The following is an 11,813-nucleotide window of genomic DNA, read 5'->3' as shown; positions in this document are numbered from 1 at the left end:
AACAGCACACAATTCACCCTCTGGTCATCGCGCATTTCCTGATCAGCCGCGCGGAGGGCAGAATCATGATCGTGACTTTGCAACGCACCGAAGCTAATGGCGACGGCGCTTCCCCGTTTGTTGAGCTGGACCGTCAGACTTGGTCCAGGCTCGCGGCGCAGATGGAGCAGCCCCTCAACGAAGAGGACATTTTCCGCCTGCGGGGGCTTGGAGATCCCTTGGACATGAAGGAAGTCAGGGAGGTTTACCTGCCCCTGTCCAGGCTCCTTCACCTTTACGTCCAAGCCTCGCACCAACTGCACGCGGCAACCACTACCTTCCTCGGTGAACAGACCCAGCGCACGCCGTTCGTGATCGGCGTCGCCGGTTCCGTGGCGGTCGGCAAGTCCACCATCGCCCGCGTGCTCCGCGAGATGCTGCGCCGCTGGCCGGGCACGCCCAACGTCGAACTCATCACCACGGACGGCTTCCTCTACCCGCTGGCCGAGCTCAAGCGCCGCCACCTCCTTGAACGCAAGGGTTTCCCTGAGTCCTATGACCGGCGGGGACTTCTCCGCTTCGTCTCTGAGGTCAAGGGCGGCGCCGAGGAAGTCCGGGCACCGTGGTACTCGCACGTTACCTACGACATCGTGCCGGGCAAGGAGGTTGTGGTGCGGCGCCCCGACGTCCTGATCGTCGAGGGCCTGAACGTGCTTGCCCCGGCCCGGCCGCGCATGGACGGAAAACAAGGCCTGGCGATCAGTGACTTCTTCGACTTCTCCATCTATGTCGACGCCAAGACCTCGTACATCGAGGAATGGTACGTGGACCGCTTCCGGAAGCTGCGGAGCACCGCTTTCGCCCAGCCCGAGTCTTACTTCCACCGGTACGCCACCTTGTCCGACGAAGACGCCGAGTCCACCGCCCGGGGCATTTGGAAGCGCATCAACGAGCCCAACCTGAAGGAAAACGTCCTGCCGACGCGCGGGCGCGCTCAGCTGGTGCTCACCAAGGATGCAGACCACTCCATCCGGCGCATGCTGTTAAGGAAGGTCTAGTTTGCGCAACGACAACACGCCGCTGCCCAGCCGGCGGGCCTTCGCCGGGCTGCTCACTGCCGGCACCGGACTGGCCGCCTTGACCGCCTGCACGCCGCAGAACGGCGCGCCCTCCCCCGCTGCGGCTACGGTGCCGGTTCAGGCCGATGCCACGCCTTCAGCGGCCGTTTCCAGTAGCGCTGCTGCACCCACTGCCGCGCCAACGGTAGAGCCAACAGCCACTGCGGAGCCCACGGCCAGCCCGGTTCCGTCCATCACCCTGAAGACCCAGCACTCGTTGACCGACCCCACCAGCCCCTGGGTCATCGTCAATAAGCACCGGCCCTTGAACCCGCAGAACTTTGTGCCCGCAGATTTGGTGCAGCCTGCCGTACGGCTCGCCGTCAGCGGAGAGGCCGCACTGCTGAACAGCACGACGGCGGCTGCCGCGGAAAAGATGTTCGGCGCTGCTGCTTCGGAGGGCGTCATCATGACGTTGGCTTCGGGCTACCGCTCCTACACCACCCAGGTGTCCACCTACAACGGATATGTGGCCAGCACCGGACAGGCCGCGGCCGACCGTGCTTCGGCACGCCCGGGCCACTCAGAGCACCAGACGGGTTGGGCTTTCGATATCGGCGACGGCGGCGGAGCCTGCAGCTTCCAGCCATGCTTCGCCGAGCAACCGGCAGCCATCTGGGCCAAGGCCAATGCGCACAAGTACGGATTCGTCGTCAGGTACCCCTGGATGTTCCATGACACCACGGGCTACTTCTACGAATCCTGGCACCTGCGGTATATCGGAGTCGATGCCGCGGTGGACATGGCCACACGCGGCATCGCGACTCTCGAAGATTACTTCGGGCTTGAGGCAGCGCCGGACTACCTCTAGCTCCGTTCCTAGACGGCCATCTCGCTGGAAGCGCCGAGGCGCTCCTTGACCACTGCTGCGAGCTCCGTGCAGATGCGTTCGGCGGTTTCCATGTCCGCCGCTTCCACCATCACGCGGACCAGTGCTTCCGTGCCCGAGGGACGGAGCAGCACGCGACCGGTTTCGCCGAGTTCCAGCTCAGCTGCGGCCACAGCCGCGGCCACGCCTTCGTCGGTAGCGGCGCGGGCCTTGTCGACGCCCTTGACGTTGATCATGAGCTGCGGGAGCTTGGTCATCACGCCGGCAAGCTCCTGGAGGGAGCGTCCGGTGAGGGCCACCTGCGCGGCAAGCTGCAGGCCGGTCAGGACGCCGTCGCCGGTGGTGGCGTAGTCGGAGAAGATCACGTGGCCGGACTGTTCGCCGCCGAGGTTGTACCCGCCGTCGCGCATTTCCTCCAGGACGTAACGGTCACCAACACCGGTTTCACGGATGGTGATGCCGGCATCGCGGAGGGCAATCTTAAGGCCGAGGTTGCTCATGACCGTGGCTACCAGGATGTCGTCCTTGAGCTTTCCGGCCTTCTTCAGTGCCAGCGCCAGGATTGCCATGATCTGGTCGCCGTCCACTTCGTTGCCTTCGTGGTCCACGGCAAGGCAGCGGTCAGCATCGCCGTCGTGCGCTACGCCGAGGTGTGCGCCGTGCTTGACGACAGCTTCCTTCAGGGGACCCAGGTGGGTCGAACCCACGCCCTCGTTGATGTTCAGGCCATCGGGTTCGGCACCGATGACCACAACGTCCGCGCCGGCATCCTTGAACACCTGGGGCGAGCAACCGCTCGCGGCGCCGTGGGCGCAGTCGACCACGACTTTCAAACCGTCCAGGCGCTTCGGGAGCGTGCCGAGCAGGTGCACGATGTAGCGGTCCTCGGCGTCCGAGAAGCGCTGGATGCGTCCGACGTCGGCGCCCACGGGCCGCTGCGGCTCGTTGCCCAGCTGCGCCTCAATGGCGTCCTCGACGTCGTCAGGCAGCTTCTGGCCGCCCCGTGCGAAGAACTTGATTCCATTGTCCGGCGCAGGATTGTGGGAAGCGGACAGCATGACGCCGAAGTCGGCGTCGAGGTCTGCCACCAGGTAAGCTGCGGCGGGGGTGGGGAGAACACCGGCGTCGTAGACGTCGATACCGGAGCTGGAAAGCCCGGCCTCCACGGCGGCGGCGAGGAATTCACCACTGGCCCTGGGGTCCCTGGCGACTACCGCCCGGGGCCGTTTTCCGTCTGTCGCGCGGTCATGGCCGAGTACGACGGCGGCCGCCTGCGCGAGCTGCATCGCCAGTTCAGCGGTGAGTAATCCGTTCGCGAGACCGCGCACGCCATCTGTTCCAAATAATCTAGACATCGGGTCAAGTTTAGACGACGCCACGGCACCAGCTGTTCATCGGGGCTTGGGAGCGTCCCCTCCCGACCCACCTTTCCGGTGTGCTTAAACGGCGGAAGCCCGCCCCACCGAAAGGGTGGAACGGGCCTCCGATGCCCCTGACGTGGGGCGAAGCGATTTAACGCTTGGAGTACTGCTGGGCCTTGCGTGCCTTCTTGAGACCGGCCTTCTTACGCTCGATGACGCGGGCGTCGCGAGTCAGGAAGCCAGCCTTCTTGAGGGTGGCGCGGTTGTTCTCGACGTCGATCTCGTTCAGCGAACGGGCGATGCCGAGGCGCAGTGCACCAGCCTGGCCGGAGGGGCCACCGCCGTGGATACGGGCGATGACGTCGTAAGCACCCTCGAGGTCAAGAACGCGGAACGGTTCGTTGACATCCTGCTGGTGCAGCTTGTTCGGGAAGTAGTTGGCCAGCTCGCGGCCGTTGATGATCCACTTGCCGGAACCCGGAACAACGCGAACGCGTGCAACGGCTTCCTTGCGGCGGCCAACAGCTGCGCCGGCAACGGTCAGTGCCGGGCGCTCCTTCTTGGGAGCATCTTCAGCAGCGGGGCTGCTTTCAGAGGTGTAGCTGGTGAGGTTTTCCTCAGCCTCGACGGCTTCGGCGGTCAGTTCTTCGTTCTGAGCCACGGTTCTCCTTGTGATGAAAAGTTAGTTGGTGGCCAGGACTACTGGGCGACCTGGGTGATTTCGAAAGTCTTCGGCTGCTGTGCAGCGTGCGGGTGCTCGGAGCCTGCGTAGACCTTGAGCTTGCCCAGCTGCTGAGCTGCCAGGGAGTTCTTGGGGAGCATGCCCTTGATGGCCTTCTCAACAGCGCGAACCGGGTTGGATTCCAGCAGCTCGGCGTAGTTGACGGAGGTCAGGCCGCCCGGGTAACCGGAGTGGCGGTATGCGCGCTTCTGCTCCAGCTTGGCGCCGGTGAGGGCAACCTTTTCAGCGTTGATGATGATGACGAAGTCGCCCATGTCCATGTGGGACGCATAGGTCGGCTTGTGCTTTCCGCGCAGCAGTGTTGCGGTCTGGCTGGCAAGACGACCAAGGACAACGTCGGTGGCGTCAATGACGTGCCACTGGCGGTTGATATCGCCGGGCTTCGGGGTGTACGTACGCACGGTTTTGCCTCGTTCTTGTTCTGGCGTTCATGTTTTAGGCGACACGCAGTGAGTCGTGTACCTACTATGTATGCGCTACCGGAGCAGAGGTGAGGGCTCTATGTACCAGTCATCCCAAGATCTCGAAATGCCTCCGGAGTTAGCGATCCTGCAACTGGATCCCCCTGAAGGCATGTGTCATCGAGATAGGACACGCACAACGACTCTAAACAATACCGGTAACGGGGCGTCCGGGTCAAAATGGGGTTAGACCGCCCGGGGGTACCTGTGTTAATGAGGGAGAGCACGTGACTGACGGACTTGCCATGCCGCTCCTGCTGGCGCTTGCCGGCCTCCTGCTCAGCCCGTTGTGCGAGCTGCTCATCGCCCGTTCGCTGCCGCGGCTCGGCGGCCTCCCTCCCATTAAGGTCCGGATCACGACGGCGGCGCTTACCGCATTGCTCTTCGCTTTGCTTGGGTGGCGGTTTGGGATGGCGCCGGAATTGCCGGCCTTTCTTTTATTGGCACTTTTAGGCGTTCAACTTTCACGTATTGATTTCACGCTTCATTTGCTTCCAAACCCCCTTGTTTTGACCCTGCTTATCGGCGCATTGGGGCTCCTGGCGCTGTCCTCCGTGCTTGAACCTGGGTGGACAGACCTGCTCCGCGCACTCGCCGGAGGCTTCATACTGTTCGCCGGCTACCTGATTTTGGGACTGATTTCTCCGGGCGCCCTCGGAATGGGCGATGTGAAGCTCGCCGCACCACTTGGAATGTACTTGGGCTACTTGGGTTGGCAGCAAGTACTCTTCGGCGGCTTGCTGGGATTCGTGGTGGGCGGGGTGCTGACGGTGCTGATGTTACGGCTGCGATCCGCGGAAAAACCAGCAGAAACGGCCCATGGGCCTGCGATGGTCCTCGCGGCCTTTGGCGTAATCCTCGCCCTGCACTGAGCCTGGCTGAGTACGTGCTCTTCTCTCCTCATGGCCGCTCTCTGATTAGTAAGCCTCCTGCTAAAACCAAGTAGTTCCTGCTTGTTCAGCCACCGAAACTGAGTACTTGGCTCCCCTACGCTCACCGGGCAGGTAATGCATGCCCAAATAAATCGAGTACGGCTACGCATTGTGGCTATTGGCGTGCCTGGGCAATTCTTGAGTCATCGAATTCCGAACGGGTAAAGCAATAACAGCCCTTCGAGCTCGGATAATCTACACTCTCGCAATAACCATTCATTACCCTCAAACAAAATCATTTCTGGGAAGGATTTTCCAATGTCTACTTTCATGATCCACACCATTGCATTCATCGCCGGCGTCAAGGACCGCTTCACCCGGGAAGAGAAGGGCGCGACAGCAACGGAATATGGGCTGTTGGTTGGCCTGATCGCCCTGATCCTCGTCGGCGGCGTAGGCGCCTTCGGCGGAGCCCTTAACGGCTTCTTCAATGGGCTGGCCAACACGGTCAACAGCTGGTAGGACCCACACCCCCGAGCACGATGCCGCGTCCGCCCAGCGCGGACGCGGCATCGCTGTCTTAGGCGCCAACCCCTGGGAGGGTTACGTGAACAACATGAAGAAAGGGCCGGCGAATGAGCGTGGGGCCGTGGCGGTCGAATTCGCCCTGGTAGCGCCGCTACTACTGCTCCTCGTCGTGGGAATCGTGGAATTCGCATTCTTTTTCAATCTCCAGATTTCCGCTACGCAAGCCGCGCGGGAGGCTGCCAGAACCATGGCTGTCACCAATAGCACAGCTAAAGCCCAAGCCGCCGCAGTGGCAGGGGCACCGAGCATTAATCTCGCTCCCGGAAACGTCAGCCTTTCCGGCGCCTGCAGTCCGGGCGCGACTGTCACCGCAACGGTGACGTTCAGCTCGCCGACGCTGACCGGGCTCTTTACTCCATCGCTTTCCGTAGTCGGTAAGGGGGCCATGCGGTGCGGTGGTTAAAGACAAGGTTCAGCGGGGACAGCAACGAACGCGGCGCAAGCGGCATGCTGGTAGCCCTCATGATGCTGGTACTCATAGGCGCAGGCGCCATGGCAGTGGATGTCGGGCAAATCTACGCCGAACGCGGCGAGCTTCAGAACGGTGCGGACGCAGGAGCGATCGCGGTCGCCCAACTCTGCGCGTCCAGCTCGGGCTGCACACAAAGCAGCGCGAACACGGCCGCGAAACAACTCGCCGACCAGAACTCCAGAGACGGTGTTTCACGAGTGAGGTCTGTAGACCTCTCGGTTCAGAACCAAGTGACTGTCCAGACCTCCACCATCGACGGAACCAGCAATGCGGGTTTCCTTACGAAGATGTTCGCCAGCGCACTGAGTTCAGGGCCGGCCACGGTTGGGGCCACGGCAACCGCAGCCTTGGTAGCCCCAAACGGGGGCGGCGGCTTTCCCTTGGCGTTCTCCAACAAGTGTTGGGACCTCGCGGGAGGTTTGGCGAGCGGGAGCCTTCAAAAGGTCTCCTGGAAGCCGGGCGTAACCTGCACGAATGCCTCCGGGCACACCATTCCCGGTGGCTGGGGCTGGCTGGACGATCCGGACAACGACTGCAAGGTTGTGACAACAGTGGGGAATGTCGCCGGCTCTGATCCAGGTAACAACAAACCCTCGCAATGCGCCATTATCCTGCAGGGCTGGATCAATACCCTCAACGCCGGAAAGGTGCTGGAAGTACATTTTCCCGTATTTGATACAGCAACCGGGACAGGCAACAACGGGTCCTTCCACCTGATGGGCTACGCAACGTTCCGCATCACAGGCTGGAAGTTGGGCCAAGGTGGCGTCTACGAATTCCGCAACACCACCGCGGCAGTCGGCAACTCGAACCTTGCGTGTTCGGGTGGCCCGGACCGCTGCATCATAGGGAAGTTCGTCAAATACGTTTCCATCGACGATATCGAAGGCGGTAATAGCACCGGTCCTGGTGCAAATCTTGGCACCGTCGTGGTGAAACTCATCAAATAGCGGTCCGGATTCGCTCTGCCCCGCATCGAACAGGAGAAGCAATGAAAGCTCGCCTACTGGGAGGCATCGCTGCGCTTGTCGTAGCCGTCATTGGAACAGTGATGCTCGTTCTCTACGTCCAAGGCGCCGACAAGCGCGCCTTGGCCAACACTGAGACTAAAGAGGTCTACATCGTCCAAAAGGACATCCCGGCCGGCACCACAGCGGCCAAGTTCGGAGATTCTGTCGTGAAACGGGCAATTCCCAAGTCGGCAGTGGCGTCGGACAGCATCAGCAGTCTGGCCGACCTCGGTTCGAAGGTCGCGGCAGTGGCGCTCGTTCAAGGCGAACAAGTCCTTTCCTCGCGCATGGTGGAACCGAACGCCGTGGTTGGGCCGGGTCGGGTTGAATTGCCGCCAGGCCTCCAGGAAGTAACCCTGAAACTACCGATCGAACGAGTTGTTGGTGGGAGCCTCATCGCCGGTGACACTGTTGGCGTCATGCTGTCAGTCAAGGAAAACGACAAGTCCAACGCCCCTGACCAGACGCAGCTGACCTTCCACAAAGTGCTGGTGACGGCTGTTCAGGACGCAACTGGAGCAGTCGCTGACACTTCCAGCGCAGAAAATGCTTCCGGTGGCGGAGCCCTGAATGCCAATAAGAACTCCAGCCAAGCCGGTCAGTACCTCGTCACCTTGGCAAGATCGGATGTTGACGTGGAGAAGATCGTCTATGCAGCCGAATTCGGCACCGTCTACCTGTCCAAGGAGCCCGCAGGCGCCACCGAAGGAACCTCAGGAGTCCTGGACCGGGGGAGGTTGTTCAAATGAGTCGCTTTATTCTCATCACAGCAGATCACGACTTTGAGAAGCGCGTTCGGACCGCAACTGCGGGCATGAGCGGCAGTCTCCAATGGTTCCAGGCGAACTATTTGCCTGAGGGACCCCGTGACATCATGGACCAGCTTCTCGGCGAACCCCCTGAGGTTATGATTCTCGGACCCGGGCTGGAAGTGTCGGAGTCGCTGAAGCTCGCATCGTTGATGGACCTGCAGTATCCGGAAATCAGCGTGGTGCTGGCGGCCGTCCAGACGGCCGAGCTTGTGCTTGGAGCCATGCGGGCCGGCGTTCGGGACATCCTTTCGCCCACCGCAGATGTGGAAGACATCCGCATCATGGTGGAAAGGGCGTGTTTGGCGGCTGCTGGCCGGCGCCGGGGCCTGGCTCCTGTCTCGGGAGAAGGAACGATCGGTTCCGGTGGCCGGGTCATTGCTGTCATGTCACCCAAAGGCGGCGTAGGCAAGACCACAGTGGCCACTAATCTGGCCGTGGGCCTTGGCAAACTTGCGCCTATGGGAGTGGTCATTGTGGATCTTGATCTGCAGTTCGGCGACGTCGGCAGCGGCTTGCTACTGGAACCTGAACGAACCATCACCGATGCCGTCCTCGGTCCAGCAACCCAAGACGCGATGGTCCTCAAGACCTACCTCACAGTCCATCCCGCCAGCATCTACGCCCTGTGTGCGCCACGGAATCCAGTGGAAATGGACAAGATCTCGGCTGCCCATATCACTCGCCTCCTGGAACAATTGCGTCACGAATTCCAATACGTCGTGGTCGATACGGCTCCGGGCCTGGGAGAGCACGTGTTGGCCGCCCTCGAATGTGCCACAGATGCGGTGTGGGTTTGTGGGATGGATATTCCAAGCATTCGTGGGCTCCGTAGCGGGTTGCAAATCCTGGATGAGCTGCAACTGCTTCCGCGGAACCGGCACGTGGTACTGAACATGACCGACCACAAGAGCGGGCTGCAGCTCAAGGACATCGAAGCCACCATTGGCGTCCCCGTCGACGTAGCGATCCCCCGTTCCCGAACGTTGCCGTATTCAACCAACAAGGGCGTACCACTGCTTCAGGACGCCAGCCGGGATGCTGCTTTGAAGGGGCTCCGCCTGCTCGTCAGCCGGTTCCAGCCGAATTGGGATGAACGGTCCCGCAAGCAGGTACACAGAAGGGCGGTAGTTCGATGAGTCTGTCACGCAGGTTTGAAGATCTTCGCAATCCGGAGAGCGCTCGCCAGGAGACACTGAGCACTCCTACCCTTCTTCCGTCGGACACCCCAGCATCCACGCTGGGGCGCATACAGGAAGCCAGGGTCGCCGCGGCGGCATCCAGTATCACGGAAGCGGATGGGGAATCACCCTCGACGATCCTGGCCAGCGGGGCTCTGGCTGGGCTCAAGGAACGAGCGGTGTCGGCCCTGTACGAACGACTTGGTTCCCGGCTCACTGATTCCACGTTGGAAGAAAACGAACTCAACCAGTACGTCAGGGATGAACTTCGACTCGTCGTTGACGAAGAGCAAGTTCCACTCAGTACGACTGAGCGGCAGCGGCTGACCGGGGATATTCTTGACGATGTCATGGGCCACGGAGCAATCCAGCGATTCCTGAACGACTCGGCGGTGACCGAGGTCATGGTCAACCGGTTCGATAGCATTTACGTCGAACGTGGGGGGAAGCTGTACAAGACGGAGGCCCGCTTCACGTCGGATGAGGCTCTCCGCCGCGTCATCGAGCGGATCGTCTCCCGGGTAGGTCGCCGCATTGATGAGTCATCCCCACTGGTGGATGCACGCTTGGCCGACGGCTCGCGCGTCAATGCCATCATCCCGCCGCTGGCCGTTAACGGGCCATCGCTTACCATCCGCAAATTCGGCCGGGAGGCCTTGACTGCAGCGAAACTCATTGAGTTTGGCAGTATGACTCCGGAAATGGCCGAACTGCTCAGCGCATGTGTCCGGGCCCGCATGAATATCATCGTTTCCGGGGGCACTGGTACCGGTAAAACCACACTCCTCAATGTCTTGTCGTCCTTCATTCCTGCAGATGACCGGATCGTCACCATCGAGGACGCCGTGGAGCTGCAATTGCAACAGGAGCATGTGGTGCGCCTGGAGAGCCGTCCTGCCAATATTGAAGGCCGGGGGGAGATTTCCATCCGTGACCTGGTCCGCAACTCCCTTCGCATGCGGCCTGACAGGATCGTGGTTGGCGAAGTACGCGGTGGCGAATCGCTGGATATGTTGCAGGCCATGAACACCGGGCATGATGGCTCCATTTCGACTGTGCACGCTAACTCTCCACGCGATGCCATAGCCCGCATTGAGACCCTCGTGCTGATGTCGGGAATGGACCTGCCGCTTCGGGCCGTCAGGGAACAGATTGCCTCGGCCATCAACCTTATCGTCCATATCAGCCGTCTTCGGGACGGTACCCGGCGCATCACCCACATCACCGAGGTCCAAGGGATGGAAGGGGACGTGGTGACCCTTCAGGACGCGTTCGTCTTCGACTATGCAGCAGGGGTGGACACCAACGGCCGTTTCAGGGGCCGAACCGTTCCTACTGGCGTCCGGCCCCGGTTCACGGAGCGATTCGCCGACCTTGGCATTCAACTGTCACCGGCAGTCTTCGGTTCACTGATCTCCGGAGGCCCACGATGATCGCACGGTGGGACTCGCCAATGGTTCTGGCGATTGGCTTGATCTTTGTCTACATCGCTCTGTTGCTTTTGGTGACGGTTGTCCTGAAGTCGAGGCGAACGATTGCCCTTGAGCGGCGGCAACCCCCGGCCCTGGTGCGTCGGACGGCGCTGGATGTCGTTGCCGGCTCAGCCAGGGGCCTCGTAGCCTCACGGTTTCTGGACCGCCCCCGCGGCATTCTCTCGCCAGCGGTCCTCGATGCCGCCGGACTTAAGAAGCAGGCGTCTGACTATATGGTCCTGTCCGGCGTGGTGCTGCTGGTCTGCGCAGTGGCGGGGGCCTCGTTGGGCGGGCTGTTCATGTGCATCGTCTTCGTCTTCTTCGGAGTTTTGGGCCTTTACGCTGCACTGCGCCTGCTGACCGCGCGTCGGAGAGCCGCCTTCGAGGAACAGGTGCCGGACACCCTTCAGCTCCTGACTGGTGGGCTTCGGGCAGGCCACAGCCTCCTGCGTGCGGTGGATGCTGCCGCCGTGGAAAGCCAAGCTCCCATGTCGGAAGAACTAAGCCGCGTGGTTAATGAGTCCCGGATCGGGAGGGATCTCGGCGGATCTTTGCTGGATGTTGCCGAGAGGACAAAAAGCGAGGATCTTGCGTGGATTGCCCAAGCCATCGAAGTCCACCGTGAAGTGGGCGGGGATCTCGCCGAAGTATTGGATCACGTGGGTGAAACCATCAGGGATCGCAACCAGATCCGACGGCAAGTAAGGGCGCTGAGTGCGGAAGGCCGAATGTCTGCCATCGTCTTGCTGGCGTTGCCGATAGCGATGTTCTTCGCGCTGATGCTGATTAATCCCACCTACGCTCACACCTTTACCTCTACCCTTCCGGGATACCTGATGCTCGGGGTGGCAGCTGTGATGCTGGGCCTGGGGTGGTTCTGGCTCAGCCGTCTTATCAAGCCGAAGTTCTAGGAGCCAGC

At 61.4% G+C, this 11,813-nt stretch carries 13 protein-coding genes; 10 read left to right on the top strand and 3 right to left on the bottom strand.

The window, feature by feature from the left end; genetic code table 11:
• Positions 1-65 precede the first annotated feature (65 nt).
• Together coaA and FDP28_RS04855 are read left to right on the top strand one after the other, a co-directional pair.
• A complete protein-coding gene (gene coaA / locus FDP28_RS04860; RefSeq protein ID WP_144659448.1) occupies positions 66-1,037 on the top strand; it encodes a type I pantothenate kinase in 972 nt (323 codons plus the stop codon).
• 1 nt (position 1,038) lies between these two features.
• Entirely contained in the window at positions 1,039-1,908 is an 870-nt protein-coding gene (locus tag FDP28_RS04855; protein ID WP_144659447.1) for a M15 family metallopeptidase, read from the top strand.
• 8 nt (positions 1,909-1,916) lie between these two features.
• Here the strand turns inward: FDP28_RS04855 and glmM are convergent, their stop codons facing one another.
• The 3 genes from glmM to rplM all read right to left on the bottom strand — a co-directional run bounded on the left by glmM (position 1,917) and on the right by rplM (position 4,430).
• A complete protein-coding gene (gene glmM / locus FDP28_RS04850) occupies positions 1,917-3,281 on the bottom strand; it encodes a phosphoglucosamine mutase (RefSeq protein WP_144659446.1) in 1,365 nt (454 codons plus the stop codon).
• 157 nt (positions 3,282-3,438) lie between these two features.
• Positions 3,439-3,948, bottom strand: coding sequence for a 30S ribosomal protein S9 (gene rpsI / locus FDP28_RS04845; RefSeq protein WP_144659445.1), 510 nt, complete (start codon positions 3,946-3,948; stop codon positions 3,439-3,441).
• 38 nt (positions 3,949-3,986) lie between these two features.
• On the bottom strand, positions 3,987-4,430 hold the full coding sequence (rplM, locus tag FDP28_RS04840; RefSeq protein WP_144659444.1) for a 50S ribosomal protein L13: 444 nt from the start codon (positions 4,428-4,430) through the stop codon (positions 3,987-3,989).
• Between the two features lie 305 nt (positions 4,431-4,735).
• On the opposite strand from rplM, the gene FDP28_RS04835 reads away from it, so the two are divergent.
• From FDP28_RS04835 to FDP28_RS04800, 8 genes are all read left to right on the top strand, one after another.
• Positions 4,736-5,362, top strand: a complete 627-nt coding sequence (locus FDP28_RS04835; RefSeq protein WP_260842337.1) for a prepilin peptidase — start codon at positions 4,736-4,738, stop codon at positions 5,360-5,362.
• Positions 5,363-5,680: 318 nt separating this feature from the next.
• Positions 5,681-5,884 carry a Flp family type IVb pilin gene (locus tag FDP28_RS04830; RefSeq protein ID WP_144659442.1) on the top strand — a complete coding sequence of 68 codons (204 nt, stop codon included), beginning with the start codon at positions 5,681-5,683 and terminating at the stop codon, positions 5,882-5,884.
• A gap of 94 nt (positions 5,885-5,978) precedes the next feature.
• Positions 5,979-6,353, top strand: coding sequence for a TadE/TadG family type IV pilus assembly protein (locus tag FDP28_RS04825; protein WP_144659690.1), 375 nt, complete (start codon positions 5,979-5,981; stop codon positions 6,351-6,353).
• On the top strand, positions 6,341-7,372 hold the full coding sequence (locus FDP28_RS04820) for a pilus assembly protein TadG-related protein (RefSeq protein WP_260842336.1): 1,032 nt from the start codon (positions 6,341-6,343) through the stop codon (positions 7,370-7,372). The genes FDP28_RS04825 and FDP28_RS04820 overlap by 13 nt, the downstream gene beginning before the upstream one ends.
• Before the next feature lie 41 nt (positions 7,373-7,413).
• On the top strand, positions 7,414-8,181 hold the full coding sequence (cpaB, locus tag FDP28_RS04815) for a Flp pilus assembly protein CpaB (RefSeq protein WP_144659441.1): 768 nt from the start codon (positions 7,414-7,416) through the stop codon (positions 8,179-8,181).
• Complete coding sequence (locus FDP28_RS04810) at positions 8,178-9,380, top strand: AAA family ATPase (protein ID WP_144659440.1); 1,203 nt, start codon at positions 8,178-8,180, stop codon at positions 9,378-9,380. The genes cpaB and FDP28_RS04810 overlap by 4 nt, the downstream gene beginning before the upstream one ends.
• Entirely contained in the window at positions 9,377-10,855 is a 1,479-nt protein-coding gene (locus FDP28_RS04805) for a CpaF family protein (protein WP_144659439.1), read from the top strand. The genes FDP28_RS04810 and FDP28_RS04805 overlap by 4 nt, the downstream gene beginning before the upstream one ends.
• A 20-nt stretch (positions 10,856-10,875) precedes the next feature.
• Positions 10,876-11,805 (top strand): type II secretion system F family protein, encoded by a 930-nt coding sequence (locus tag FDP28_RS04800; RefSeq protein ID WP_260842335.1) that lies wholly within the window; start codon positions 10,876-10,878, stop codon positions 11,803-11,805.
• Positions 11,806-11,813 lie beyond the last annotated feature (8 nt).

The sequence above is a fragment of the Paenarthrobacter nicotinovorans genome, assembly GCF_007670255.1.
In the GTDB taxonomy this organism is placed as follows: Bacteria; Actinomycetota; Actinomycetes; order Actinomycetales; family Micrococcaceae; genus Arthrobacter; species Arthrobacter nicotinovorans_B.
This window is presented reverse-complemented; position numbering and strand designations above follow the sequence as displayed.